Origin of the sequence: Bradyrhizobium sp. CCBAU 11361 (assembly GCF_028128935.1) — a bacterium.
Taxonomy (GTDB): Bacteria; Pseudomonadota; Alphaproteobacteria; order Rhizobiales; family Xanthobacteraceae; genus Bradyrhizobium; species Bradyrhizobium niftali.
This window is the reverse complement of record NZ_LBJZ01000024.1, coordinates 94,519-121,095: the sequence shown is the minus strand read 5'-3', so window position 1 is coordinate 121,095 and position 26,577 is coordinate 94,519. Positions and strand designations below refer to the sequence as shown.

The following is a 26,577-nucleotide window of genomic DNA, read 5'->3' as shown; positions in this document are numbered from 1 at the left end:
CTGCCGATCTCCCGCGTCCAGGACGTGTTCATGCCCGAGCGCGTCACCCGCGTGCCGCTGTCCTCGCGCGAGATCGCCGGCGTCCTCAACCTGCGCGGCCGCATCGTCACCGTGGTCGACATGCGCGCCCGTCTCGGCCTGCCGAGGCCCGAGGACGGCAAGGTGCCGATGGCGGTCGGTGTCGACCTGCGCGGCGAATCCTATGGCCTGCTGATCGACCAGATCGGCGAGGTGCTGCGCCTGCCCGAGGACGGCAAGGAAGAGAACCCCGTCAACCTCGACCCCCGCATGGCCAAGCTCGCCGGCGGTGTCCACCGTCTCGACGGCCAGCTCATGGTCGTCCTCGACGTCGATCGCGTCCTCGAGCTCGCGCCCGAGATGATGGCGGCCTGATACGGCGGCATCGCCGCCGACGGACTTGCAATTGGAAGTGTCCCCGAAAAAGGGGGCAGGAAGCAGAGGTTCACATGCGAACTTGTCTCGTCGTTGATGATTCCAGCGTCATCCGCAAGGTTGCGCGCCGGATCCTGGAGGGCCTCGACTTCCAGATCCTCGAAGCCGAGGACGGTGAGAAGGCGCTGGAGGCCTGCAAGCGCGGCTTGCCCGACGCGGTGCTGCTCGACTGGAACATGCCCGTGATGGACGGCTACGAGTTTCTCGGCCATCTCAGGCGCATGCCCGGCGGCGACCAGCCCAAGGTGGTGTTCTGCACCACCGAGAACGACGTTGCGCACATCGCGCGCGCGCTTCATGCCGGCGCCAACGAGTACATCATGAAGCCCTTCGACAAGGACATCGTGACGGCGAAGTTCCAGGAAGTCGGCTTGATCTGAGCGACGTCCGGAGGCTGAACGGCTCCTTCGGCGTTTGTTTTCAACTGAACCGTTTCAGTCTGAGTTGGTGAGTAATGAGTGTTGCGTTCGCAGGTAATTCGACCACGGGTTCGTCGCGCGAAGCGGGGCCGCTGCGGGTGATGATCGTCGATGACTCCGTCGTCATCCGCGGTCTGATCTCGCGCTGGGTCGGCGCCGAGCACGACATGGAGGTCGCAGCCTCGCTGCGTACCGGGCTCGAGGCGGTCAACCAGCTCGAACGCATCAATCCCGATGTTGCCGTGCTCGACATCGAAATGCCCGAGCTCGACGGCATCTCGGCGCTGCCGCAATTGCTGGCGAAGAAGCGCGATCTCGTCGTCATCATGGCATCGACGCTGACGCGCCGCAACGCGGAAGTCAGCTTCAAGGCGCTGTCGCTCGGCGCGGCCGACTACATTCCGAAGCCCGAATCGACGCGCGAGGCGTCGGCCGCGGACACCTTCCATCACGACCTGATCCAGAAGATCCGTCACCTCGGTGCACGGCTGCGCCGCAAGCCCGCAGTTGCGAGCCCGCCGCTGGCGCCTGCGATCCCCGCACCGGCTGCACGTGCACCGGTTGTCGCGCGGCCCGCCGCGCCCGCGCTTGCGCCGTCGTCGGGGGCGCTGTCCACGCGTCCGTTCTCGACCCAGGCACCCAAGGTGCTGCTGATCGGCTCCTCGACCGGCGGACCGCAGGCGCTGATGGCCCTCGTCACCGAGCTCGGCCCGGTCATCGACCGCTTCCCGGTGCTGATCACCCAGCACATGCCGCCGACCTTCACCACCATTCTTGCCGAGCATCTGGCGCGTTCGAGCCGCCGGCCGGCAGCCGAGGCGGTCGACGGCGAGCCGGTGAAGCCGGGACGGATCTATCTCGCGCCCGGCGGCAAGCACATGCGCGTCGTGCGCAGCGGCGCGGACGTCGCGATCGCGCTCGACGACGGCCCCGCCGTCAATTTCTGCAAGCCCGCGGTCGATCCGCTCTTCACCTCCGCCATCGACATCTGGCACGGCGCCATTCTCTCCGTGATCCTGACGGGCATGGGCTCGGACGGCATGCGCGGCGGCAAGGACATCGTTGCCGCCGGCGGCAGCGTGATCGCACAGGATGAAGCCTCCAGCGTCGTCTGGGGCATGCCGGGCGCGGCCGCCCATGCCGGCATCTGCGCAGCGATCCTGCCGCTCAACCAGATCGGCGCCAAGGTCAACCGCCTGTTCGCGGGAGACCGCTCGTGACGCCGGTTGACTACGAGTATCTGCGCAAATTCCTGAAAGAGCGCTCCGGCCTCGATCTCTCCGCCGACAAGCAGTACCTGGTCGAGAGCCGGCTGCTGCCGCTTGCCCGCAAGGCGAGTCTATCAGGCATCCCCGATCTCGTGCTGAAGATCAGGAACGGCGACGGCCGGCTTGCGACCGACGTGGTCGAAGCGATGACCACCAACGAGACCTTCTTCTACCGCGACAAGATCCCGTTCGATCATCTGCGCGAGACCATCCTGCCGGGCCTGATCCAGGCGCGTGCGGCGCGCAAATCGCTGCGCATCTGGTCGGCGGCGTCGTCGACGGGGCAGGAGCCTTATTCGATCGCGATGTGCCTGAAGGAGATGGGTGCGGCCCTGGCCGGCTGGCGCACCGAGATCGTCGCCACCGACCTGTCGCAGGAGGTGCTGGAGAAATCCAGGGCCGGCGTCTACAGCCAGTTCGAGGTGCAGCGCGGCCTGCCGATCCAGCACCTGATGAAGTACTTCACGCAAGTCGGCGAGCTCTGGCAGCTCAATGCCGACATTCGCGCGATGGTGCAGTTCCGCCAGCTCAATCTGTTGCAGGATTTCTCCCATCTCGGCACGTTCGACGTGATCTTTTGCCGCAACGTGCTGATCTATTTCGACCAGGACACCAAGGCGGTGATCTTCGAGCGCATGGCGAAGGGATTGGAAGCCGACGGCACGCTGCTGCTTGGCGCTGCCGAATCCGTCGTCGGCATCACCGACGCTTTCCGTCCCGTCACCGAGCGCCGCGGTCTCTATCAGCTCAACCCGGCGCGCTCCGGCCGCCCCATGGGAGGATTGACGCCGCAGCCGCTGAGGGTCGCCGCGGCGAGGTGAGGCCCATTCTCGTCATTCCGGGGCGGCGCGTCAGCGCCGAGCCCGGAATCCATAACCACAGGCAATCGTAACGGGCAGGCTGATAGATCCAGCCTCTTTCATCTGCCTGTGGTTATGGATTCCGGGCTCGCGACTTTGTCGCGCCCCGGAATGACGGAGGCCTCACAAGATCGCATGCGGCAGAAATCGCGAGCCGTTGCCGGTGATCGCACTCTCGTCTTCGCGGATCGACAGGCCGCAGGGTTCGTGGTTCACCAGCCAGCTTCCGATCACCGGATAGAAGCCTGAGAAGTTCGGCAGTGGCGACAGTGCCTGCCGCACGAAGCCTTCTGCACCATAAGGACCTGCATGCTCGTTGAGCGGCATTCCGCCGGACACCAGCGTGACATTGGCGCCTTCGCGCGACAGTAGCGGCTTGCGCACATAGGAGCTGCCGAGCTCGGCGGCGCGCGGATCGTCCTCGAAGAAGGCGGGCAGCAGATTGGGATGGTTCGGAAACATCTCCCAGAGCAGCGGCAGGATGCCCTTGTTGGAGAGCACCGCCTTCCATGGCGGCTCGATCCAGCGCGTCGGCGCGCCGTCAAGCTTTGCGCCGAAGGCGTCGTGAAACATCCATTCCCAGGGATAGAGCTTGAAGGCGAGTGCGATGTCGCTGTTATCGAGATCGACGAAGCCGCCGGCCTCGTCGCGCCAGCCGATCGCTTCGATGTCGAGCAGCGTGGTCGATAGCCCCGCCTGGCGCGCGGTGTCCTCGAGATAGGCCAGCGTGCCCGCGTCCTCCTCGTTGCCGGTGGTACCGGTGAGATGGACATGGCGGCCTGCGGCAATCTCCTTCCAGGCTTCGATCAGCCGCTCGTGGATGGAGTTGAACTGGTCGGCGCGCAGCGGGATGATGCGGCGTTCGATCGCCTGCTCGAGCCAGGTCCATTGGAATACGGCGGCCTCGAAGATCGAGGTTGGCGTGTCCGCGTTGTATTCGAGCAATTTCGCCGGACCATGGCCGTCGAATTTCAGATCGAGCCGGCCGTACAGGCTGCGGTCGTCGCGCTGCCAGCTCGCTCTGATCAGATCCCAGAACGCCTGCGGGATCTTCAAGCGCTGCAGATGGCGCTCGTCGCCGATGACGCGGCCGGCAAGCTCCAGGCACATCGCGTCGATCTCGCCGGTCGGCGTCTCGATGCCGCGCTCGATCTCGTCGAGGGTGAAGGCGTAATAGGCGCGCTCGTCCCAATAGCGCTCGCCGCCGTTGGTGTGGAAGATGAAGCCGCATTGCGCCGCGGTCTCTCGCCAGTCGTCGCGCTCGAGGCAGGTGATGCGCCGCATGGATCAGCCCCCGCCCGAGAAGCCATGGCCAAACGAGCCGAAGCCGCCGCGGCTCACGCTGCTGTGGCCGGAATCGGACGACGTTCCCGAGGAGGAATGGCTGGAGGAATCGCTGCTGAAGAAACTCGATCGCGATGATGAGCCCGAACCGCCGCTGCCGCCCGAGGAACTGCTTCTGCTGCTGCACGCGGTGCTTGTCTGCACCGCTGGATCCGTCCCGGGAGGAGAGGGCTCGCAAGTCTGCCGCGGCATCAGCGTGTAGGCGGTGGTGCCGACCGCGAGCGTGCCCATCACGAGGAGGGCGACATGGCCGGAGCGCTTCACCGGCGCCCGCGGTGTCGGCTGCACCGGCCGGCGCTTGCCGAACTCCTTGATGGAGGGTTTGTCGGCCATGTCAGTAGATCATGCAGGCGGCGTTGAGGAGACCGGCTGCGAGCGAGGACAGCCCGAGCCAGATCGCCGGGGCAAGCTCGCCTTCGGCAATCCGCGTCGACAGGTTCGGCACCGGGACCTTCACGAGAAAGAACACGATGACCTGGACGATCAGGGCGATCACCGCCCAGATCAGGCAGTCCAGCACGTTGGCCGAATGCGCGATGGCGCTGACCAGCGGTGCCACGAAGCCGAGCAGGCTGAGGCCGAGCGAGATCGCCGCGGCCGGCTCGTTGTCGCGGATGAGCTGGAACTCGTTGTACGGGGTGATGCGGGTGTAGACGAACAGATACGCCACGATCGCGATCAGCCCGGTGCAGAAATAGACCAGGAAGGCGGGCAGGCCGGCGAGTGATTGCAGGATCATCGTTCCCCCATCGTGCAGCGACCATTCGTCGGCGGGGGAAGGATAGCGGTTCAACGGCAGGAGGGCGATGAGGCCGCCTTCGCGTCCCCCAAAAAACAAAACCCCGCCATTTGCGGCGGGGTCCAGGCTGGGAGGAGCAAGCCCCGAAGGGCCCGCGACGTAAACGTAAGGATCAGGCGGGAATGCGCTCTTCGTGCTCGTGCGGCTCGCGCAGCACGTAGCCGCGGCCCCACACGGTCTCGATGAAGTTGCGGCCTTCGGAGGCGTTGGCGAGCTTCTTGCGGAGCTTGCAGATGAAGACGTCGATGATCTTCAGCTCGGGCTCGTCCATGCCGCCATAGAGGTGGTTGAGGAACATTTCCTTGGTGAGGGTCGTGCCCTTGCGGAGCGAGAGAAGCTCCAGCATTTGGTATTCTTTGCCGGTCAGATGCACGCGCTGGCCGCCGACTTCGACCGTCTTGGTGTCGAGGTTGACGACGAGGTCGCCGGTCTGGATGACCGACTGGGCATGGCCCTTGGAGCGGCGCACGATCGCGTGGATGCGGGCCACCAGCTCGTCCTTGTGGAAGGGCTTGGTCATGTAGTCGTCGGCGCCGACGCCGAGACCCTTGACCTTGTCCTCGATGCCGGCGAGGCCGGAGAGGATCAGAATCGGGGTCTTGATCTTGGAGACCCGGAGTTGCTTGAGCACGTCGTAGCCGGACATGTCAGGCAGGTTGAGGTCGAGAAGGATAATGTCGTAATCGTATAATTTACCGAGATCGACGCCTTCTTCCCCCAAATCGGTCGTGTAGACGTTGAAGCTCTCAGACTTCAGCATCAGCTCGATCGACTGCGCGACGGCGCTGTCATCTTCAATCAGCAAAACGCGCATGCCAGTTCCCCATAGTCGCCGCTCCTGGGCGTCAGGTCGGCCGCATTCGCGGCACTCAACAAAACGCCTTTGAACAACTGATTCGGATCCTGACAACAGATGGTTAACAAATCCTGATTCTGGAACGCAAGTCCCCCCGGTGCAATTTTTGTCGAATCGCCCTAAGGTCTTGCGTAAGAAGCAGCTTTCGTTATCCGGCTCCGTTCAAGTTCCACTTTAAGAGACGGGCCTAACCGACTCCCGCGACTCAGCCTTCTTCTGAAGGGGAGTCACACTCAGTCACAAAGACAGTGACGCAATGATTAACGATGCGGGTAAACACGAAGTTAAGCGCCGTTCAGAAATATGGCGAAACTTAAGAGTTTCCCCGTGAAGGCCCGGGATCACCAATATCCTCTTATGAAGGCGCGCCTCTAATGAAGGCCCTCCGATGAAGGCTCTGGCCGAACAGATCGGCGATATCGACGGCATCAATATCTATGGCCGTGTGGTCGGTGTGCGCGGCTTGATGGTCGAGGTGGCCGGCCCGATCCATGCGATGTCGGTCGGCGCGCGGCTCGTGATCGAGACCGGCGCCAACCGTTCCATCCCCTGCGAGGTGATCGGCTTCTCCGGCAACAATGCTGTCGTGATGCCGTTCGCCGGCCTCGACGGCGTGCGCCGCGGCTGCAAGGCGGTTATCGCCAATGCCGCCAATCAGGTGCGGCCGTCGTCGGCCTGGCTCGGCCGTGTCGTCAACGCGCTGGGCGAGCCGATCGACGGCAAGGGGCCGTTGCCGCAGGGGTCCTCGCCGATGCCGTTCCGCAATACGCCGCCGCCGGCGCATTCGCGCAAGCGCGTCGGGGCGCCGCTCGATCTCGGCGTGCGCGCGATGAACACGTTTCTCACCTGCTGCCGCGGCCAGCGCATGGGCATCTTCGCAGGTTCCGGCGTCGGCAAATCGGTGCTGCTGTCGATGCTGGCGCGCAACGTTGACGCCGCCGTCAGCGTCATCGGGCTGATCGGCGAACGCGGCCGCGAGGTTCAGGAATTCTTGCAGGACGATCTCGGCGAGGAGGGCCTGGCGCGCTCCGTCGTGGTGGTCGCAACCTCCGACGAGCCGGCGCTGATGCGTCGCCAGGCGGCCTATCTGACACTCGCGGTCGCCGAGTATTTTCGCGACGAGGATCAGGACGTGCTCTGCCTGATGGACTCGGTGACGCGCTTCGCCATGGCCCAGCGTGAGATCGGTCTGTCCGCCGGCGAGCCGCCGACCGCCAAGGGCTATACGCCGACCGTGTTCACCGAGCTGCCGAAGCTGCTGGAGCGGGCCGGGCCGGGCCTGGGCGAGGGCGCGATCACCGCGATCTTCACGGTGCTGGTCGACGGCGACGACCACAACGAGCCGATCGCCGACGCCGTCCGCGGCATTCTCGACGGCCACATCGTGATGCAGCGTTCCATCGCCGAGCGCGGCCGCTACCCCGCCATCAACATCCTCAAATCCGTCTCCCGCACCATGCCGAAATCGGCCGATCCGCAGTTCTGGCCGACCATCCAGAAGGCGCGGGCGGTGATGGCGACCTATGCCGACATGGAGGAATTGATCCGGCTGGGCGCCTACCGGGCCGGCTCCAGCCCCGAGGTCGACGAGGCGATCCGCCTGCACGAGCCCCTGGAAGCCTTCCTGCGCCAGCGCAAGGACGAAAATGCCTCGCTGGCGGACGGCTATCGCGAGTTGGCGCAAATCCTCGGTAATTTGGAAACGGAACGCTAACTTTGTCAGTTCATCATCCGCTCTCACAGAGTAGCAGAGCCGGTCTTGGCCCCAATTGGGCCAGTGGGGAGACCGGTGTTGTCCCACGTGCAGCCAGGGGACTTCTGGGGAGTACGAGTCGATGAAGTCACGTGATACCCTCATCCGCCTGAAGAAATTTCAGGTCGACGAGAAGCGCCGCCGGGTCACCCAGATCGAGACCATGATCGCCGACTTCCAGCGGATGTCGGTCGATCTCGAACGCGAGATCCAGACCGAGCAGGAGCGTGCCGGGATCAACGATCCCTCGCACTTCGCCTATCCGACCTATGCCAAGGCCGCGATCCAGCGCCGTGAGAACCTGACCCGCTCGGCCGACGAGCTCAAGGGCCAGCTCGACGAGGCCAAGGCCGCGCTGGCCGAGGCCTTCGAGGAGCTGAAGAAGGTCGAGCTCCTCGACGAGCGCGACCAGGCCCGCGAACGCGCCGAGGAAAACGCCCGCGAGCAGGCCGACCTCGACAGCATCGGCCTGATGCGGGCCCGCATCGGCGCCGTCGCCTGAGGCGCTAGCAGTAAGAACCGCCGAAATTCGCAGAACCCGGACCCGCAAGGTCCGGGTTTTCGTATGTGCTGTCCACAGCGTGGCGCCACGCCCCTTGGTGGTCGGCTTTGCTGCGCGCTATGGTAGTGCAGTGCCGGGGCCTGCGCGGAACGCGCCCGAGCCTACGCGTTGGGGGGCTGAATGCTGACGCCAGCAGAGCTGGTCGGGCTGATTGAGGCGGTGGCGAAGGGCGATCAGGCCGCGTTCGAGCGCCTTTACGTCGCCACGCGCGCGAAACTCTATGGCGTCGTGCTTCGTATCTTGCGTCGGCAGGATATTGCAGAGGAAGTCATTCAGGAGACCTACGTCAAGATATGGAACAGCGCCGGCCAGTTCAATCCGGCCCTGTCGTCGCCGATCACGTGGATGGCGTCGATCGCGCGCAACCGTGCGATCGATATCGTGCGCAAGAAGTCGGAAGTCTCCATCGAGGAAGAGCCTCAGGCGATGGAGGTCGCAGCCGACAGTCCCGATCCGCTGGCGCGCCGGGAGATGACCGAGGAGCTGAAGCGGCTCCTGGAATGTATCGGCCGGCTCGAGCCGGACCGTCAGAGGCTCGTGCTTCTCGCCTATTACAACGGCTGGAGCCGCGAGCAATTGGCGGAGAAATTCGCCGCGCCCGTCAACACGGTGAAGACGTGGCTGCGGCGCAGCATGTTGGATATCCGCGAGTGCCTCGGATTATGAGAGTTTATACTGTGAGGGTGGTTCTGGACTGCAAGTGATGGCCTACACGGAGGACCATATCGCGCTCGCCGCGGAATATGCGCTCGGCACCCTCGATGCCGACGAGCGCGCGCAGGTCGAGACCATGATGGCGGTGGACAAGGAATTCGCCGAAATCGTTCAGTCCTGGGCCTACCGGCTCGGCGTCCTCAACCAGATGGTCGGCACGATCGAGCCGCGTCCGATCGTGTGGGAGAACATCAGGTCCGAGCTCGCGCGGACGGGCTTTGCGCAGGAGCCGCCCGCGCTGTCCGAAGCCTCGCTGCCGCCGCCACCACCACCTGTACCGGAGACGTCCTCGTTCGACCCTGTCACACCGGAAACGTCATCGGAGCGCACGGAGCAACCGGAGCCGCAGCCTTCCGAAGCCGCCGAGCCCGAAACCGCGCGACCGCCGTCCGAGGCGCTTTCCGACGTCGCGCCGATCTTCATGCCGCAGGTCCATGCGCCCGATCCTGATGTCGCGCGCGCGCCGCCGGCGCCGGTCGTGGACAACACCAATGTGATCCGGCTCGAGCGCCGCGTGAAGCGCTGGCGCTCGATCGCATCCGCCGTCGGCGCGCTTGCGGCAGCGCTGCTGGTGACGCTGTCGCTTCAGATCTTCCTGCCCGACGCGCTGCCCGGCGGGCTGCGCCCTGCACCCCGCATCCAGACGGTCGAGGTGAAGACACCGGCGCCGCTCGCGGCGTCTTCGCAATATGTCGCGCTGTTGCAGGGCCCGGCCGGCGGCCCGGCCTTCATCCTCACCATCGACGGCGCGACGCGGAATTTCACCGTGCGCAAGGTCGGCGCGACGCCGGAGCCCGGCAAGAGCTTCGAGCTCTGGCTGATCTCCGACAAGCTGCCGCGCCCGCGCTCGCTCGGCGTGATCAGCAGCGGCGACTTCACCGCGCGTCCGCTGCTCGCCTCCTACGATGCCGACGTCGTCAACGGCGCGACCTACGCCGTCACCGTCGAGCAGGCCGGCGGCTCGCCCAGCGGCCAGCCGACCTCGGCGCCGGTCTTTACCGGCAAGCTGATCGAGACCGTGCCGCCGTCCCAGCCGCAGGCGCCCGCGAAGAAGTAGTCTCCGCCCGAGCGCCAGCCGTCACCGCCCGCGAAGGCGGGCGATCCAGTACTCCGTGACGGCTGTGATGAACTGATGAGCCGCGGCGTACTGGATACCCCGCCTGCGCGGGGTATGACCGGGACGGGTTTGGCGCGAGGGCGCGTAGCTTTGTCGCCTTGGTCCAATCCCGCCGTCGTATTCCGACAACCCCGGCCAAATCCAGCCCCGATTTGAACCTCTCCGCAATTGGCGGCGTCAAATGCCCGGAATTTGCAGTCGGCGCCGCCAATCATGGTGCCGGAGAGGGGCGAGAAATCAAATGGATGCAGCGAGAACGCCGGGCATCTTCGTTCACCAATATGCGGGCCTGCCGCAAGGCGCGGCCTTCGAACATTGGCGCGATCGGGCCTTCGGGGCCTGCGGTCTCGACATCGGGCCGAGCCATGGCGACAGCATCGATTGCCGGCTCCAGATCAGCGTGGTCGACAACATCGCGCTGGCCATTCCCGAAGGCGCTTCCGCGCTATATTCACGTAACCAGAGCCACCTTGCCGACGGTAGCGACGATCTCGTCCTGATCGCGGCACATGCGGGCCTCGTCCGCGTCGGGCAGAACGGCCACACCGTCGAGCTCGCGCCGGCGCAGATGGTGCTCGTCGACATGGGCGTCACCGGCACCGTCGGCCACACCGACGAAGATCGCTTCACCACCATCCGCATGCCGCGCCGAGCTCTACTCGACATCAATCCGCGCGCCGAGGAGAAGCTGTCGCGAGTGCTCAGCGACGGTGCGGTCGCCGAGACCATCTTCCGCTACCATGCGCTCGCCGCCAATCACGGCCCGCATCTCGACGCCGTCGGCCAGCGTCTGTCCGCGCAGCACATGGTCGATCTCGTCGGCCTCCTGCTCGGGACCGATGCCGAGCATGCAAGCCTCGCGCGCGGCCGCGGCCAGGCGGCGGCCCGTCTCGAACTCATGCGCGCCGACGTGATGGCCGCGCTCGGCCGCAACGATCTCTGCCTGTCGGAAGTTGCGACGCGTTCGGGCCTGAGCCCGCGCCAGGCGCAGCGCCTGTTCGAGCAGGCCGACACGACCTTCACCGAATTCGTGCTGGAGCAGCGCCTGTTGCTGGCGCGCAAGCTGCTCGGCGATCCCCGCGCGAGGGCGCGCAAGATCAGCGACATCGCGCATTCCTCGGGCTTCTCGGACCTGTCCTATTTCAACCGCGCCTTCCGCAAGCGCTTTGGTGCGACGCCGTCGGAACTGCGCGAGGCGTGAGCCGGGATTTTGTGCAGCGGCGCGCGCCGGCACAGTTGGTCGGCAGGGGTTATTGAGCTATACCTGCCTGTGCGGGCAGACCGCAGGATTCCGTTGGAAAGTACAGTAGGCGGACATGGCGCGTATCGTCGTGCTCGGCGCCGGGTTTGCAGGCCTGTGGGCGGCCATCGGTGCTGCACGCAAGCGCGACGAGGTCGGCGCTGCCGGCCGCGACATCGAGATCCGCATCGTCGACCGCAATCCCTACCACAACATCCGGGTGCGCAACTACGAGCTCGACCTCGGCGAGGTCGCGCTTCCGCTTGGGCGATTGCTCGATCCGATCGGCGTCACTCACGGCATCGGCGAGGTCGAAGCCATCGATCCGGCACGGCACGAGATCTCGCTGGTCACGAGCGACGGCGAGGAGACCCTGGGCTACGACCGGCTGGTGCTCGCGCTCGGTAGCGAGGTGATGCGTCCCGACATTCCGGGCCTTGCCGACCACGCCTTCGACGTCGACACCTACATTGCGGCCCTGCGCTTAGAGGATCATCTCGTCTCGCTCGGGCGCAGCGTGCCGTCGCCGGGGCGTTCGACGGTCGTTGTGGTCGGCGCCGGCTTTACCGGCATCGAGGTCGCGGCCGAGATGCCGGACAGGCTGGCGCGTGCCGGGATCACCGGCAGCCGCCGCATCATCCTGGTCGATCCCAATCCGACGGTCGGCGCCACCATCGGCGCGCATGCGCGTCCCGTCATCGAGACGGCGTTGTCGTCGCTCGACATCGAGACGCGCCTTGGCGCGCGTGTCGCATCGGTCGAGGCGGCCGGAGTGCACCTGAGCTCGGGCGAATTCATCGCGGCCCAGACGGTGATCTGGTGCGCCGGGCTACGCGCGAGCCGGCTGGCCACGAGCTTTCCGGGCGCGCGCGATCGCCTCGGGCGCCTTCTGGTCGATCCGTTCATGCGGGTTGCTGATCTGCGTGGCGTGTTCGCGGCCGGCGACGTCGCCTCCAGCGTGGTCGACGGACTGCATCCGACCGTGATGTCCTGCCAGTTCGCCCGCCCCATGGGCCGCTTCGCCGGCCACAATGTCGTGGCCGATCTCCTGCGCCTGCCGATGCTGCCGCTGCGGATCGACTGGTACGTCACCGTGCTCGATCTCGGCAGCTGGGGCGCGCTCTATACGGAGGGGTGGGATCGCGAGGTCCGCGCCACAGGCGCGGCCGCGAAGGCGACGAAGCAGACCATCAACTGCAAGCGTATCTATCCGCCGCTCAACGGGAGCAAGGACGAGCTGTTCGCTGCCGCAGCCCCGACCGTGCAGGCGCCGCCGCCGACTTATGGGGCACCGCGTCGTTGAGCCGGACCATGCGTCCATCGGCCAAACGTCGGCAAATGACCCGTTTCGGAAGTCACGCGCCCTTTACGAACGATCGCTTTCATCTCGCCCGCAAGGCGTCATTGTTTGCGCTGGCGAAATGCCAAGAGAACGCGAACACCGAAGATAAGCCCAATATAGTTGAGCACCAGCGGAGGCCAATGGAACTGGGCCTTCGGATTGGCGATGAAGGCAAATAAGTGATTGGTGCCAAGCAAAAAGAACAGGACGGTACAGCCCGTGACGACGGCGATGGCAAGCCGGGGTTCGCCGAGGCGCAGCGTCAAAAACACGATGATGGCGGCGCCAACGTTCCAAAATGCAATTTCTCGTTGCCATCCCGTGCAAAACATCAGGCGTTCATTCGGCGGATCGGATGCCCCGCGGATCGATAAAGCGGTTCGAAGCGACGTAGTCGATCTCGCCGCGAGTCGTACCGATATCCATTAGCTCCCGGTCACTCAGGTCGGACAAAGTCGCTCGTAACTTCTGGCATTGGCGCCGCTCGTGGAAGGCATCCCAATGACTCTTGAAAAAACGAGAGGCGCGGCGCGTTGATGCGGCGGTTCGTCCCATCCCTGTTTCGTTATAGGTCGTGCTCATCGCGGCTTTCCCCTGATTGTTTGTTTCTGCCCGGATGAGGGTGCCAAGGCCTGAGAGGACACGCTTGACCGTCGGCTTACATTTCTCTTACCGACGACATACTATTCGGGTCCAAGCGGTCTAAGCTGCTTCCTTGCGAGTTGGAGGCCATCTGAAGGATCGGCATCTTGCGCTACCTCTTCGAGGATTTCGCATTCGACACCGACCGGCGCGAACTGTACCGCGGATCGGACGTCGTTCCCGTTGCACCACAGGTGTTCGACTTGCTCGAATACCTGATCCGCAACAGGGAGCGCGTTGTCAGTAAGGACGATCTCATCAACGCCATTTGGAACGGTCGTATCGTGTCCGATGCCGCTCTTACGACGCGCCTGAATGCCGCCCGGAGCGCGGTCGGCGATTCCGGCGAGGAACAGCGCCTCATCAAGACACTTCCGCGTAAGGGCGTCCGTTTCGTTGGTGCCGTATGGGAAGCGAAGAAGCTCGCAGGTGAGTCGGCCAGCGATACTTCTGCGCAACGGCCGATACCTGCTCTCCCGCTCCCCGATAAACCTTCAGTGGCCGTTCTCCCCTTTACCAATCTGAGCTCCGATCCGGAACAGGACTACTTTGCTGATGGGATGGCCGAGGACATCATCACGGCATTGTCTCGTTTCAAGGAGCTGTTCGTGATCGCCCGCAACTCGAGCTTCACATACAAGGGGCGTGCCGTCGACGTGAAGCAGATAGGTCGCGAGCTCGGTGTGCGCTACGTATTGGAAGGCAGTGTTCGCAAGGGTTCAAACCGCGTGCGCATCACGGGACAGCTCGCCGATACCTCCTCGGGGATCCATCTTTGGGCCGACCGGTTCGATGGTGGGCTAGGCGACATATTCGATCTGCAGGACCAGGTGACTGAGTGCGTCGTTGGGGCGATCGCGCCGGCGGTGGAAAAAGCCGAGATCGAACGTGCCAAGCGTAAGCCGACCGACAGTCTCAACGCCTATACTGTCTACTTGCGCGGCTTGGCCAAGTTTTATCAAGTTGCCAGCCTGCAAGCGATTGACGAGGCACTGCGACTGTTCAACAGCGCAACCGAACTCGACCCGGATTTTGCGGCTGCGTACGGCCGTGCCGCCTCTTGTTACGCCTACGGCAAGGGCATTGGCTGGATTCCAGGCACGGCGGGCGAGATTGTCGAAGTAACGAGACTCGCTAAGCATGCGGTCGAGTTGGGCAAAGATGATGCGATCGCGCTCACTGCCAGCGGGTGGGCGTTAGTGTATGTCGTTCGTGATTTCGAGCAAGGTGCCGCCTTGATCGATCGCGCGCTTGCGCTTAATTCCAATATGGCCGAGGCATGTTGTGCGGTGGTTGGATAAAAAACTGGCTCGGCGAGCCAGAACCGGCGCTTACATGCTTCGCTCACGCCATGCGTCTGAACCCACTTGATCCACGGATGGCTGGTATGCGAACCGGGACAGCGTATGCAAATTTCCTCTTAGGTCACTATGCCGAAGCGGCATCGTGGGCGGCGATGGCATTGCAGGACACTCCGGATTTTCCACCTGGATTGCGCGTCGCTGCGGCGAGCAACGCCATGGCCGGGCGCCCGGAGCAGGCATGCAAGGCAATAGCTCGACTGCGGCAACTCGATCCCACATTGCGTGTTTCCAAAATAAGAGACTTGGTGCCTCATCGGCGAGCTGAAGACCTCGCACGATACGAAGAAGGCTTGAGGAGGGCCGGGTTGCCAGAATGACGCCGTACCGTAGCGGTAGCCAAGCGAGCGCGTAGCTTCCGCTATTGGCCCGAGGCTGACGTTAACTCGAAGCGTCGCGAGGTCTGCTTCCCGTGACCCGAACAGGGTGATGCGAGCGGGTTAAGGCAGCCTTTGACCCACAACAGACTCGGACGCCGTTCGCTGGTAGCCGGTGAGGGTTGTGAAACGGCTGGCCTACCCTCCTGACTGATCCTCGCGAACTGATTATCATGCAGCGCGGCGACTTTCATACCGTCACCAACCCGCGCATAGCTCAGGGAGCGTAATGAAACCGTGCGAATAAGCCGGTGGCCAACATGCCGACGGCAGGTGTGATACCACAAGGAGGACTGTCATGAATAAGCGAAAGTTTCTAAAGCAAGTAGGAGCCGCTTCTGTGGCAGCAGGCCTGGTGCTCGCCAGCAGGACGAGTGAGGCACAAGCACCAGCCGGAGACGTGAAGGTTTTGATCGTGTACCACTCGGTCACCGGAAATACCGAAAAAATGGCTCAAGGAGTTGCCGAAGGTGCAAACGGTGTTTCTGGCGCAAGCGTCGTTCTGAAAAAAGTGGGCGAGGTGACAGGCGACGAGCTGTTGGCTTGCGACGCGCTCATCGTTGGATCGCCAGTCTACTATGCAAACATGGCCGGCGAGATAAAGACTTTCTTTGATAACTGGTTGCTCAAGTTCCGCTTCGCATTTACCGACTTCAAGATGCGAAACAAAATTGGCGGCGCTTTCGTAACGGGAGGAGCGATTTCGAACGGCAAGGAAACCACGATGCAATCTATCCATGCCGCGATGCTGATCAATCAGATGAGCGTGGTGAGCGGAGGAGGAGCATTTGGTGCGAGCGCGACAACCGGACCTGATTCCCCCGGCATCGATGACAAGGAATTAGAGGCTGCTCGTGCTCTGGGTAAACGTGTTGCGGAATTTGCTGCCATAACCAAACGGGGTTCAAAGTCATAAGTCACGCCGTTGAGTGAGGGCTCAGTGGAGCTGCACCCGCCGTTCACTGCGGCGGTTAGACGCGGATGCCGTGTAGTTATCCGCCATCCATGCACCTTGGGGTGTTGTAGGCTAGCCTGTAAGGGCCGCTAATGGCACTTTTGCGAAGTGCCGACCGGCTCTGAAATTGTTACTTATCGAGGTAGACCGGATGTGGTCTGCCTAGCGTCAGCACGGCGCGATTGATTCATTCCGGTCATTCCTCCTCGTGGGTATCGTTGTGTCACCCATGGAGCCTTACTCACTGTAATTTAGCTGCGGGGGATATGAGTGCTTTGCGCGGTCGCCGCCACAAATGTGCAATTCGAGCTTCGGGAGGACTAACCATGTATGTCCTCATCTCGCGAATCAGGCCGCTCGCGCCTTTCATTCTCCTGTTTTTGATCGTCGGCATCGCTATCGCGCTCGTCGTCTCTGCCGAGGCGCAGTCCCCGTCACCAGCGGCCAAAACGGAAATGGCACCGACTGGTAAACTGCGCGTGGCGTTTCCGGTGAACGCGCTTACCGCCCCCAAAAACGCGACGACCGGCGAGTTGGGAGGACTAACCGCTGATCTCGGACGCGAGCTTGCCCGCCTTCTTGGTGTGCCTTACGAGCCGGTGGAGTTCGCCTCCCCAGGCAAGTTCATCGAGGTTGCCGGTAGCGACGTCTGGGACGTCACCTTGCTCAGCCCCGATCCGGCTCGCGCGAAGGTCGCGGACTGGTCAGCCCCGGTGTTCGAGTTGGATTATACTTATCTCGTGCCCCCCAATTCGAAGCTCATGACCAGTGCCGAAGTGGATCGGCCAGGAATACGGGTCGGCGCAGTCAAAGGGGACGCTCAGGAACTCGCCGTCACGCGCGCGCTGAAGAACGGCGAAGTCGTGCGCTTCGAAGGGTGGCCCGCAACGATGGAAGCATTGAGAGACGGAAAGGTTGAAGCTGTCGCAGGCAACCGCGTCACCTTGCCGACGAACGCGAAAGAAGTGCCCGGCTCCCGGATACTCGATGATCGTTTTGGCAAGCAAGTGCTGGTGGTGTTCGTCCCCAAGGGTCGGGCAGCCGCATTAGCGTACGTCGAGGAGTTCGTGAAGCAGTCCATCGCTTCTGGCCTCGTGCAGAAGATCATTGACCGCTCGGGAAGGCCAGGTCTGAACGTGGCCGAGCAATGAACGACCGAGGATCAGGTTATCAAAGGGAGACTTCCCTTGAGTAGAATCAAAAATCATTCGTCGTTGCTCGGATTTTCGGTCGCCTTTGCCATTGCGGCGGCATCGTCGGGCCACACCCAGCAAACGATCCGAATCGGCGCAACCATGTCCCAGACCGGCACCCTCGCCACCCAAGGCGTTCCGGCGAACAACGGCTACCTGCTCTGCCAGAAGCACGTCAACGAAAAGGGCGGCATCCTCGGCCGGAAGATTGAGTTCCTGATCCATGACGACAAATCCGACCCCAAAGTAGCGATTGAGCTCTACGAGAAGCTGATCACGGAAGACAAGGTCGATGCTGTCATGGGGCCCTACGGTTCGACCCACACCGAAGCGGTGGCTTCAGTCACCGAGAAGCATCGGATGGTGCACGTCTCGCCGCTGGCCGCGACCACCTCGATCTGGGAGAAGGGACGGCGCTATATCTTTATGGTGCTCCCACCTGCAGAACTTTTCTTGGGGGGATTGATCGACATGGCGTCCCGCAACGGGCTCAAGACCGTCGCAATCATCGAGGAAGACGCGCTCTTCCCCAAGGCTGCAGGCAAGGGGGCCGTTGAACTGGCCAAGAAGCAGGACATGCAGGTTGTCCTCCACGAGACCTACGCGAAGGGCACCAAAGACTTTTCAGCCATTTTGGCGAAGGTCAAGGCAGCGAACGCCGATGTATTGGGAATGGCTGCCTCATCGTTAGGGGATCAAATCATTGTCGGCCGTCAAATGAAAGAGCAGGACGTCAACGTCAAGATGTTCGGGATCGCGCAGGCGGTCGCCGAGTTCCAGGAGGCGCTCGGGAAGACGGCCGAGTTCGTCTATGGTCTTTCGGCGTGGGAGCCGAGCCTCCCCAACCCGGGCATCAAGGAGTTCGTGGAAACGTACCAGAAGGAGTTCAACAAGGCACCGAGCTATCACGCTGCGGGCGCCTATGGCGGCTGCCAGATTTTCATGGAAGCGGCCCGACGCGCAAGCAGCCTCGATTCCGACAAGCTGCGCGAGGAATTGCTGAAGCTCAAGACCAAGACAATCTTCAGCGACTATGCCGTGGATGAGCGTGGATATCAGACTGCCAACAAGGGCCTCTTCATCCAATGGCAGGACGGTCAGAAGGTTGTGGTCTGGCCCGATGAACTCGCGTCTGCCAAGCCCCGGTTCCCGACCCCAGCATGGAGCCAGCGATAGCGGCAAAATGCTGTTCGCAAAGGAAACCGTCTGGATCGGCGGCTTTTTAAGCGTGAATTGTCGTGCCCGGTGGGCGAGGCGCTGATCGTTTTTTTGTTGATATGAACGGTGGCTATTGGCCCTTAACTGACCTTGCGGTCCGGTTCGCCAACCGTCTGCTTTGGTTTCAATTCCGGATATCTGACGCAGAGGCTGCCGAATGAACCAATGCGGCGGAGGTGAGCCCAGCTACAAGCCGTTGCGTTGCCTGACGGGCAAAACACCCAGGATGCCGGTCAATGCGTCTCGCCAAAAAGATTCCGCTTTACCGAAATTCGGAAACGGCGTATCGATTGCGGCAACCCGGCCCAAGGAAGAGGGGCGTATCGCGATCGTCACGAACGCGGGCCGGGCGGCGGTGGACGCGGGTCACATCGGCGCGAAGGATTTTGCAGGGCGGGCGACCGTGAGCAAAAACGTCGCGCGCACGACCGGTGTGATCTGCGTAGGGCAAAATCGTGTGGTCCTGGCGCCCGGGGTCTGTGCGTCAAGTCTTGTGGTGATGTGTGTGGCCCAACCGGGCCTTCGTATCAGCCATCTGCAAGGTGACGGGGGCAATAGTGCATCGCTCCCCGGGGAGAGCGCGACATAAGCCGTAAGCCCACTGCGCAGGGAAGGCCGGATGTCCTGGCTACACCTGTATGCCGCTGTGCAGATTCTTGTTGCCACCTTTCGCACAGTGGACCGTGGGTGCCCGGCCGGCACCCGGTCTTCCCTGCGCCCTCTTTCAATCGAGGGTGAGGCGACCAGGCATAGCTCGGGCGAGATGAGCCGCGAGAGCGCGTAGGCGTGTTTGCGATGGAGATGCAATTGAGAAGCGATGCGCGTGCCCCAAACACCGTCATTGCGAGCGCAGCGAAGCAATCCAGAGTCTTTCTGCGGCGGGATTCTGGATTGCTTCGCTGCGCTCGCAATGACCATCGGAGAGAGAATAGCGCGTCGACATCACACTCTTGTGCCCCGGACGCAGCGCAGCGTCTCTTCGACGGTGCGCTGCAGAGCCGCAACGCAAGGGTGTTGCAGCGCGTCCGGGACACGAGAGGAGAGAATGACGGATTTGGAGTGTGGGCGCTTGCGAGCTACCCCAGACATGAGAAAGCGCCCGTGGGGGGCGGGCGCTTTCTGTAGTCGACTTGGGGTTGGGGTCGTCTACATATCCACGTGGCGACTTTGGGGGGCTGGTAAAGAGCCGCGTGAATTCATAAAACTCGTCAGATCTCCTTAGCGAACGAGGGATGCGTTCGAGCTGGTGATAACGACCGGCTTGCCGGCCTTGATGACGCGAGCCGTCTGGGTCAGACCTTCATCCGAACCCGTGCGTGCCGTGATGCCGAAGCCTGCCACCGCGATCCCTGCGACGAGGGCTACGACCACGATCTTCAGGTGGGTCGAGCGATCTGCGCTGTAAATCGAGTGGTTCATGGAAGGCTCCTGCCGCCATCTACCCGAAGTAGTCGCTACCCTGTTGAGGCAGGTTCATGCTTCCGGTGCCCAACAACCTAGTATTGGGGGGATTCGTTCCCAAGGGGAGGTCACAAGAGCGTGAAAGGACGTGAAAGATCGCGATCAAAAGCGTCCTTCGATCGTGCAATTCTATAATTATTTCAAAGCCGTAATGTGCCTTTGAGGCGTCTTGTCCGCATTTGGTCGACAAGGCGCCAGGAACTCAAAAACCATTTGCCTGTGGCCAAAAAACACACGGCTTCTCAAGGCAAATCAGATGCTTCCGACCGTTTTCAGCCTCGCCCTGGGGTGGATTTCAGCCTGCGACAGCACCGTCGTCTGGGCCCGGAACCGCTCGACGAGAGAGCGTACGAAGGGACGAATTGCCGCAGACGTGACCAGCACCGGCGCCTCGCCTTCGCGCGCGGCGCGCTCGAACGCCTCGCGCACGCCGGTCATGAATTCCGACAGCTTCGAGGGCTGCATCGCCAGGCTGCGCTCCTCGCCCTGGCCGATGATGGATTCGGCGAAGGCCTGCTCCCAGCGCGCCGACAGCGCGATCAGCGGCAGATAGCCGTTGTAGGAGGTGTTCTGTGCGCAGATCTGACGCGCCAGGCGGGCACGGACGTGCTCGACCATGGTGGCGGGATTGCGCGAGAAGGCGAGCGAGTCGGCGATGCCCTCGAGGATGGTGGAGAGATCGCGGATCGAGATGCGCTCGGCGAGCAGCAGCTGCAGCACGCGCTGGATTCCGGAGACCGTGACCTGTCCGGGGACGATGTCCTTGACCAGCTCGCTCTGCTCCTTCGGCAGCTCCTTGAGCAGCTTCTGCACCTCGCCATAGGAGAGCAGGTCCGACATGTTGGCCTTGAGCAGCTCGGTGAGGTGGGTCGAGAGCACGGTCGCGGCGTCGACCACGGTGTAGCCCTTGAGCGAAGCCTCTTCCTTGAGGCTGGCATCGACCCAGGTCGCGGGCAGGCCGAAGGTCGGCTCGGTGGTGTGGATGCCGGGCACCTGAACCTGGCTGCCGCCGGGGTCCATGACCATGAACTGGTTCGGCCAGATCTTGCCGGTGCCGGCGTCGACCTCCTTGATCTTGATGATGTAGGTGTTGGCTTCGAGCTGGACGTTGTCGAGGATGCGCACCGCCGGCATCACAAAGCCCATCTCGATCGCGAGCGAGCGGCGCAGCGCCTTGATCTGCTCGGTGAGGCGGTCGGTGCCATCGGGGCCGTTGACGAGCGGCAGCAGCGCATAGCCGAGCTCGATCTTGAGGTCGTCGATCTTCAGCGCCGCCGAGATCGGCTCTTCGGTCGCAGCCGTGCCCGGCGCACCGGGCGAACCGGCAGCGGGCGCGGCCTTGGCAGCTTCGTCAGCCTTGGCGGTGGCGCGGTTGCGGTTGCGCGCGGTCCAGGCCAGCGCGCCGGCGCCGGCGCCGAGCGCGAGGAAGGGGATGGTCGGAATGCCCGGCAGCGCCGCCAGCACCAGCATGACGGCCGAGGACATTGCCAGCGCCTGCGGATAGCCGGAGAACTGCTTCATCAGCGCCTTGTCGGCGGCGCCGGAGACGCCGGCCTTGGAGACGAGCAGGCCGGCCGCGGTCGAGACGATCAGCGCCGGCACCTGGGTGACGAGGCCGTCACCGACTGTCAGCAGCGTGTAGCTGCGCCCGGCGTCGGCAAAGGACAGGCCCTGCTGCGCCACGCCGATGATCATGCCGCCGACGACGTTGATGAAGACGATCAGAAGGCCGGCGATGGCATCGCCGCGGACGAATTTCGAGGCACCGTCCATGGCGCCGAAGAAGCCGCTCTCGTCCTCCAGCGCCTTGCGGCGCTCCTTGGCGACCTTCTCGTCGATCAGGCCGGCGGAGAGATCGGCGTCGATCGCCATCTGCTTGCCGGGCATGGCGTCGAGGTGGAAGCGCGCGGCGACTTCTGCGATGCGGCCCGAACCCTTGGTGATGACGACGAAGTTGACGATGATCAGGATGGCGAAGACGATGATGCCGATGACGAAATTGCCGCCCATCACGAAGCTGCCGAAGGCTTCGATGACGTGACCGGCGGCGTCCGTGCCCTCGTGCCCGTGCGACAGGATCAGGCGGGTCGAGGCCATGTTGAGCGACAGGCGCAGCATGGTCGAGATCAGCAGGATGGTCGGGAAGGCGGAGAATTCCAGCGGCGCCTGGATGAACAGGGACGTCATCAGGATCAGGATCGAGAGCGTGATCGAGATCGCCAGGAAGAGGTCCAGCACGATCGCGGGCAGCGGCAGGATCAAGACCACCAGGATGGTGAGGATGCCGAGCGCGAGCGCGATGTCGCCGCGCTTGAGGATGTTGACGATCTCGGCAAGGGTGGGGACGCCGGCGTTTGTGCTCCCTACGCCCTGTCCCGCGGTGACGTCGACCATGGTAGCTGCCTCCCCGCGCGACTGCCGGCCGCGCGCCCCAAACGTCTGCGCGGCGGCCGAAGGGCCGCCGTTCCGAAAGTGAGGCACCGCACTGGCGTCCACGGGGGACCTCCCGTTTTACGCGGCTGACGACACTCGACTTCACCCGGCAATTCTTGCCGGGTGTATGGTTAGCAAAGGGTTAACGGGGGGTGCGGCAAGAGTGCGGGGGCGTGTTTCGGGCCTCCAGGGGTGTCATTCCGGGGCGCCCGGAGGGCGAACCCGGAATCCATCGTGCTGCAGGTGTCGTGGGGAAATGGATTCCGGGCTCGCGCCAAGAGGCGCGCCCCGGAATGACGGCGTGGGAGGGTGCCCCCTACTTCGCCTTCTCCATCCTGGTCACCGTGTAGCCGGCGGCCGCCTCCTCGGCTTCGAAGGTGACCTTGTCGCCGACCTTCACCTGCTTGAGCAAAGCGGGGTCCTTGACGCGGTAGACCATGGTCATGGGCTCGTCCATGCCGAGGCTCTTGGCCGGCCCGTGCTTGAGCGTGATCTTGCCGGCGCTCTCGTCGATCTTCTTGACCTCGCCGCTGATCGAGGCGCCTTGCGCCGCGGCGGCACCGAAGGTCAGGCCGAGCGTCAGCGCGAGCGCGGCGGCGATGCGGGTGATCGATTTCATGGTTTTCTCCTTTGTTTCACTTGACGATGACGTGGCCGACCATGCCGTAATCGCGATGGTCCGGGATCAGGCAGGAAAATTCGAATGTGCCGGCCTTGCTGAACTTCCAGAGGATCTCGGCCGTCTTGCTCGGGGCGAGCCGGACCCCGTTCGGGTCGTCGTGCTCCATGTGCGGGTGCTTCTTCATCACCTCGGCGTGGGCGAGGTTCTCCTTGGTGGTGGCGAGCAGGAATTCGTGGTCTTCCTTGCCGGTATTGCGCAGCACGAAGCGGATCTGTTCGCCGCGTTCGACCGTGATGTTCGAGGGCTCGTAGGACATCTCGCTCATCGCGATCTCGACGATACGTGCGGGCTTCTTGGGATCGCCGGGCTCGCCGGCCGAAAAGGTCCCGTGCCCGTGCTGGTCGTGGGCGAAAGCCGGCGCGGTCGACAGCGCGGCCAGCGCGAGGGCGAGCTTGATAGTCTTCTTCATTGCAGTCTCCAGTTGGTGGTTCATCGAAACGCTCACATCTTCATGTTCTTCATCGGCGCGGAGCCGGGCTTTTGCCGCGCCGGTTCGGTGGCCGGCGGGGTGACCTCGTAGGCAACGGTGCCTTGCGGGAATTTGTACGGGCCGGGATCGCGGTAATCGTCGCGCGCGAGGTCCTCGCGGATCTTCATCACCGTGAACATGCCGCCCATCTCGATCGGACCGAACTGGCCGGTGCCGGTCATCATCGGCAGCGTGTTGTCGGGCGCGGGCATCTCCATGTTGCCCATCGCCATGCCGGTCGAGCCCATCGCCATGCTGTCAGGCGCGAGCTTGCCGACGGCCTTGGCGAGGTCCTTGCGCGACACGCCGATCAAATTGCGCACCTCGTGCCCCATCGCGTTCATGGTGTGATGCGATTTGTGGCAGTGGAACGCCCAGTCGCCGGGATTGTCGGCGAGCACGTCGAACACGCGCACCGCGCCGACCGGCACGTCGGTGGTCGTCTCCGGATATTGCGCACTCTCCGGAATCCAGCCGCCATCGGTGCAGGTCACCGCAAAGCTGTGGCCGTGCAGATGGATCGGATGATTGGTCATGCTGAGATTGCCGATGCGCACGCGCACCTTATCGCCGAGCCGCACCGGCAAGGGATCGATGCCGGGGAACACCCGCGAATTCCAGGTCCACATGTTGAAGTCGGTCATCTCGTTGACCTGCGGCAGATAGGTGCCGGGATCGACGCGGTAAGTGCTCATCACGAAGACGAAATCGCGGTCGACGGGGCGGAAGCTTTGATCGCGCGGATGCACGACGACCATGCCCATCATGCCCATCGCCATCTGCACCATCTCGTCGGAATGCGGGTGGTACATGAAGGTCCCGCTCTTCTTCATCTCGAACTCGTAGACGAAGGTCTTGCCGGGCTCGATGTGCGGCTGATTCAATCCGCCGACGCCGTCCATGCCGCTCGGCACGATCATGCCGTGCCAGTGCACGGTGGTGTATTCGGGCAGTTTGTTGGTGACGAAGATGCGGACCTTGTCGCCCTCGACCGCCTCGATGGTCGGCCCCGGCGACTGGCCGTTATAGCCCCACAGGTTCACCTTCATGCCTTCGGCGAACTCGCGCACCACGGGCTCGGCGACGAGGTGGAATTCCTTCCAGTCGCCGTTCATGCGGAACGGCAGCGACCAGCCGTTCAGCGTGACCACGGGGCGATAGTCGGGGCCGCTGGTCGGATGCAGCGGCGGCTGCATCACCACCTTGTCCATGTGAGGTGCTTCCGGAATCGAGGCGGCCTGGACGCGGCCGCTGATGGCCGACGCGCTGGCAAGCGCGGCAGTGCCCAAAAATCCTCGGCGGGAATACATGCTGGCCTCCGTCTCAGTGGCCGCCATCGGCAGGCGCTGCCGCGGCGATGGTGGTTGAATTGTCGCCGCCGGCCGCAGGGGCGCCGCCGCCGTTGATGGCGGTCTGCAGGTCGGACTGGGCGAGGAAGAATTTTTGCCTGGCGTCGATGGCGCCGCGCAGTGATGCCAGGCGCTGCCGCGCTTCGGTCAGCAGCGCAAAGATATCGACCTGCATGCTGGAGAAGCGAAGCTGCATCTCCTCGGTGATGATCTTGCGCAGCGGCAGGATCTCGCGCTGATAGTGGCTGGCGATATCGTAGGTCGACCGGTAAGCGCGGTAGGCGTCGCGCGCTTCCGAGCGCACGTTCACGGCGCGCTCGGTCAGGCGGTTGAAGGCGAGCTTGTAGGTCTCGGCTGCCTGCCGCATGCGCACCTCGCCGCCGTCGAAGATCGGAATCTGGAACTGCACGTCAAAACCGCGTTCGCGGAACGGCGGGCCCTCCGGATCCTGCGTGCGACGGGAGATGCCGGCGAGATCGAGCAGCGTGACGAAGCGCGTCGCCTCGGTGAGGTTAAGTGACTTTGCCAGCGCCGTCAGCTCCAGCCGCGCGATCTGCAGGTCGATGCGATGGGCGACCGCGTCGACTTCGATCGAAGGCAGCGCCTGCGGCCGGCGCGGCAGCGGCGGCAACTGGTTGGGCAGGCGGAAATCGAGGCCGTCGTCCCACAGCCCCATCAGCCGCGCGAGCCTTTCGCGTGCGCTGGTTGCAGACTGCCGCGCGGTTGCGAGGTCGGCGGTGGTCTCGGCGTAGAACACCTGTTCGCGGGCCTGGTCGAGCTTGTTGATCGAGCCGGTCTCGCCGAGCTTGACCGCAAGCTGTGCGGTCGATTCCGCCGTCGCCTTCGCGTCCGTCAGCAGCACCACCATCTCGTTGCCGGCGACTGCGCGGAGATAAGCGCGCCGCACGTCCGCGGCGAGCCGCAGCGTCGCCAGCGCCGCACGCAATTGAGCCTGGCGGAAGCGGTCGCGGGCGATCTCGGAGCGGAACGGCAGGGTCGCCAGCGCCAGGATGTCGCCGACCACCTGGCGCTCGATCTCGCTGGCGCCATTGCCCGTGATCCGCGAGATCGAGAACACGGGATTGGGCGGCAAGCTCTGCTCGACCTGCTCGGCTTCGGCCAGCGCCAGCTCGTTATAGGCGGCTTGCAGCCCCTTGTTGTTGAGCAGCGCGATCTGCACGGCGGTCTCTGCGCTGAGCGTCCGCGAGAGCAGCCGGCGAACGCGCGCGTCGACAATTTCGGCTCCCTCGGCCGTCCGCACGAAGGCGACGTCCTTGTTGATGGTCTGGCTGGTCAGGTCTGAAACCGCCGTCATGCCGCCGTCGGGCGAGAACGCGGCGCAGCCGGAAAGGCCGAGCGCAATGAGGACGAGCAGGCCCCGCGCAAAATGGTGTGTCATGGCGGGTTCCTACCGGTCTTGCTTCGGCTGCGGCGTGACGGCGTCGTTGCGGTCGCGCCATGGCGCCGGCGTCGCAGGCCGCAGGCTGCTATAGGGCGCGACGGTCGGCCGATAGCCGACAGGCGCGACCTTCGTCGCCGGATCGGCAGAATCGGCGCCTGCGAGCTGCGTGGCCGCCGGCATGCAGCCTGACAACGCCAGCGCTATCGCGGCCAGCAGCGGCCAATGAAATGAGAAGTGTCGTCCACGCGCCGCGGATGCGGCGGCGGACTTCGCCCCGGAAAGCGTAAGCATGATTCATCCCTGATCTG

Annotated in this window: 27 protein-coding genes and 1 pseudogene; 15 read left to right on the top strand and 13 right to left on the bottom strand. The window is 63.7% G+C overall.

What is annotated here, in order from left to right; all coding sequences use genetic code 11:
- From XI08_RS08395 to XI08_RS08380, 4 genes are all read left to right on the top strand, one after another.
- A partial coding sequence (locus tag XI08_RS08395) for a chemotaxis protein CheW (protein ID WP_271574088.1) occupies window positions 1-393 on the top strand: 393 nt, incomplete at its 5' end.
- 74 nt (window positions 394-467) lie between these two features.
- Window positions 468-833: a response regulator gene (locus XI08_RS08390; protein ID WP_007600538.1), complete on the top strand. Its 366-nt coding sequence runs from the start codon at window positions 468-470 to the stop codon at window positions 831-833.
- Between the two features lie 74 nt (window positions 834-907).
- Entirely contained in the window at window positions 908-2,092 is a 1,185-nt protein-coding gene (locus XI08_RS08385; protein WP_271574087.1) for a protein-glutamate methylesterase/protein-glutamine glutaminase, read from the top strand.
- Window positions 2,089-2,961 carry a CheR family methyltransferase gene (locus XI08_RS08380; protein WP_027549545.1) on the top strand — a complete coding sequence of 291 codons (873 nt, stop codon included), beginning with the start codon at window positions 2,089-2,091 and terminating at the stop codon, window positions 2,959-2,961. Before XI08_RS08385 ends, XI08_RS08380 begins: the two co-directional genes overlap by 4 nt.
- Before the next feature lie 162 nt (window positions 2,962-3,123).
- Here XI08_RS08380 and XI08_RS08375 read toward each other — a convergent pair whose 3' ends face one another.
- The 4 genes from XI08_RS08375 to ctrA all read right to left on the bottom strand — a co-directional run bounded on the left by XI08_RS08375 (window position 3,124) and on the right by ctrA (window position 5,957).
- Window positions 3,124-4,284 carry a glutathionylspermidine synthase family protein gene (locus XI08_RS08375; RefSeq protein ID WP_271574086.1) on the bottom strand — a complete coding sequence of 387 codons (1,161 nt, stop codon included), beginning with the start codon at window positions 4,282-4,284 and terminating at the stop codon, window positions 3,124-3,126.
- A 3-nt stretch (window positions 4,285-4,287) separates the two neighbouring features.
- Entirely contained in the window at window positions 4,288-4,677 is a 390-nt protein-coding gene (locus tag XI08_RS08370) for a hypothetical protein (RefSeq protein ID WP_271574085.1), read from the bottom strand.
- Between the two features lies 1 nt (window position 4,678).
- Window positions 4,679-5,083 (bottom strand): DUF350 domain-containing protein, encoded by a 405-nt coding sequence (locus XI08_RS08365; protein WP_027549542.1) that lies wholly within the window; start codon window positions 5,081-5,083, stop codon window positions 4,679-4,681.
- Window positions 5,084-5,255: 172 nt separating this feature from the next.
- Window positions 5,256-5,957, bottom strand: a complete 702-nt coding sequence (gene ctrA / locus XI08_RS08360; RefSeq protein ID WP_008138878.1) for a response regulator transcription factor CtrA — start codon at window positions 5,955-5,957, stop codon at window positions 5,256-5,258.
- Window positions 5,958-6,387: 430 nt separating this feature from the next.
- Here ctrA and fliI point away from each other — a divergent pair, with 430 nt between their 5' ends.
- From fliI to XI08_RS08330, 6 genes are all read left to right on the top strand, one after another.
- Window positions 6,388-7,713, top strand: coding sequence for a flagellar protein export ATPase FliI (gene fliI / locus XI08_RS08355; RefSeq protein WP_271574084.1), 1,326 nt, complete (start codon window positions 6,388-6,390; stop codon window positions 7,711-7,713).
- 121 nt (window positions 7,714-7,834) lie between these two features.
- Window positions 7,835-8,254 (top strand): flagellar export protein FliJ, encoded by a 420-nt coding sequence (gene fliJ / locus XI08_RS08350; protein WP_011084990.1) that lies wholly within the window; start codon window positions 7,835-7,837, stop codon window positions 8,252-8,254.
- Between the two features lie 180 nt (window positions 8,255-8,434).
- On the top strand, window positions 8,435-8,980 hold the full coding sequence (locus tag XI08_RS08345; RefSeq protein WP_135176773.1) for a sigma-70 family RNA polymerase sigma factor: 546 nt from the start codon (window positions 8,435-8,437) through the stop codon (window positions 8,978-8,980).
- Between the two features lie 37 nt (window positions 8,981-9,017).
- The gene (locus XI08_RS08340) at window positions 9,018-10,085 is read left to right on the top strand and encodes an anti-sigma factor (RefSeq protein WP_271574083.1); all 1,068 of its coding nucleotides are present in this window, start codon (window positions 9,018-9,020) and stop codon (window positions 10,083-10,085) included.
- Window positions 10,086-10,386: 301 nt separating this feature from the next.
- Window positions 10,387-11,346 (top strand): helix-turn-helix transcriptional regulator, encoded by a 960-nt coding sequence (locus tag XI08_RS08335; protein WP_271574082.1) that lies wholly within the window; start codon window positions 10,387-10,389, stop codon window positions 11,344-11,346.
- 115 nt (window positions 11,347-11,461) lie between these two features.
- Entirely contained in the window at window positions 11,462-12,688 is a 1,227-nt protein-coding gene (locus XI08_RS08330) for an NAD(P)/FAD-dependent oxidoreductase (protein WP_271574081.1), read from the top strand.
- Window positions 12,689-12,786: 98 nt separating this feature from the next.
- Here XI08_RS08330 and XI08_RS08325 read toward each other — a convergent pair whose 3' ends face one another.
- The gene (locus tag XI08_RS08325; RefSeq protein WP_271574080.1) at window positions 12,787-13,059 is read right to left on the bottom strand and encodes a hypothetical protein; all 273 of its coding nucleotides are present in this window, start codon (window positions 13,057-13,059) and stop codon (window positions 12,787-12,789) included.
- Window positions 13,060-13,066: 7 nt separating this feature from the next.
- The gene (locus XI08_RS08320) at window positions 13,067-13,309 is read right to left on the bottom strand and encodes a DUF1127 domain-containing protein (protein ID WP_271574079.1); all 243 of its coding nucleotides are present in this window, start codon (window positions 13,307-13,309) and stop codon (window positions 13,067-13,069) included.
- A gap of 167 nt (window positions 13,310-13,476) precedes the next feature.
- On the opposite strand from XI08_RS08320, the pseudogene XI08_RS08315 reads away from it, so the two are divergent.
- The 5 genes and pseudogenes from XI08_RS08315 (at window position 13,477) to XI08_RS08295 (ending at window position 19,062) form a co-directional block, all read left to right on the top strand.
- A pseudogene (locus XI08_RS08315) lies at window positions 13,477-15,050 on the top strand (winged helix-turn-helix domain-containing tetratricopeptide repeat protein).
- Between the two features lie 355 nt (window positions 15,051-15,405).
- Window positions 15,406-16,023 carry a flavodoxin family protein gene (locus tag XI08_RS08310; RefSeq protein ID WP_271574078.1) on the top strand — a complete coding sequence of 206 codons (618 nt, stop codon included), beginning with the start codon at window positions 15,406-15,408 and terminating at the stop codon, window positions 16,021-16,023.
- Window positions 16,024-16,388: 365 nt separating this feature from the next.
- The gene (locus XI08_RS08305; protein ID WP_271574077.1) at window positions 16,389-17,213 is read left to right on the top strand and encodes a transporter substrate-binding domain-containing protein; all 825 of its coding nucleotides are present in this window, start codon (window positions 16,389-16,391) and stop codon (window positions 17,211-17,213) included.
- Window positions 17,214-17,249: 36 nt separating this feature from the next.
- Window positions 17,250-18,431 carry an amino acid ABC transporter substrate-binding protein gene (locus tag XI08_RS08300; RefSeq protein WP_271574076.1) on the top strand — a complete coding sequence of 394 codons (1,182 nt, stop codon included), beginning with the start codon at window positions 17,250-17,252 and terminating at the stop codon, window positions 18,429-18,431.
- A 199-nt stretch (window positions 18,432-18,630) separates the two neighbouring features.
- Window positions 18,631-19,062 (top strand): hypothetical protein, encoded by a 432-nt coding sequence (locus tag XI08_RS08295; RefSeq protein ID WP_271574075.1) that lies wholly within the window; start codon window positions 18,631-18,633, stop codon window positions 19,060-19,062.
- 629 nt (window positions 19,063-19,691) lie between these two features.
- On the opposite strand, the gene XI08_RS08290 is transcribed toward XI08_RS08295, so the two are convergent.
- The 7 genes from XI08_RS08290 to XI08_RS08260 form a co-directional block, all read right to left on the bottom strand.
- Window positions 19,692-19,892 carry a hypothetical protein gene (locus XI08_RS08290; protein ID WP_011084994.1) on the bottom strand — a complete coding sequence of 67 codons (201 nt, stop codon included), beginning with the start codon at window positions 19,890-19,892 and terminating at the stop codon, window positions 19,692-19,694.
- 294 nt (window positions 19,893-20,186) lie between these two features.
- Window positions 20,187-22,328 (bottom strand): flagellar biosynthesis protein FlhA, encoded by a 2,142-nt coding sequence (gene flhA / locus XI08_RS08285; protein ID WP_271574074.1) that lies wholly within the window; start codon window positions 22,326-22,328, stop codon window positions 20,187-20,189.
- 355 nt (window positions 22,329-22,683) lie between these two features.
- Window positions 22,684-22,986, bottom strand: coding sequence for a copper-binding protein (locus tag XI08_RS08280; RefSeq protein WP_271574073.1), 303 nt, complete (start codon window positions 22,984-22,986; stop codon window positions 22,684-22,686).
- Window positions 22,987-23,002: 16 nt separating this feature from the next.
- Entirely contained in the window at window positions 23,003-23,458 is a 456-nt protein-coding gene (locus XI08_RS08275; RefSeq protein ID WP_271574072.1) for a cupredoxin domain-containing protein, read from the bottom strand.
- 32 nt (window positions 23,459-23,490) lie between these two features.
- Window positions 23,491-24,828 carry a copper oxidase gene (locus tag XI08_RS08270; protein WP_271574071.1) on the bottom strand — a complete coding sequence of 446 codons (1,338 nt, stop codon included), beginning with the start codon at window positions 24,826-24,828 and terminating at the stop codon, window positions 23,491-23,493.
- Between the two features lie 13 nt (window positions 24,829-24,841).
- Window positions 24,842-26,266, bottom strand: coding sequence for a TolC family protein (locus tag XI08_RS08265; protein ID WP_271574070.1), 1,425 nt, complete (start codon window positions 26,264-26,266; stop codon window positions 24,842-24,844).
- A 9-nt stretch (window positions 26,267-26,275) separates the two neighbouring features.
- Window positions 26,276-26,560 (bottom strand): hypothetical protein, encoded by a 285-nt coding sequence (locus XI08_RS08260; RefSeq protein WP_271574069.1) that lies wholly within the window; start codon window positions 26,558-26,560, stop codon window positions 26,276-26,278.
- Between the last annotated feature and the right edge of the window lie 17 nt (window positions 26,561-26,577).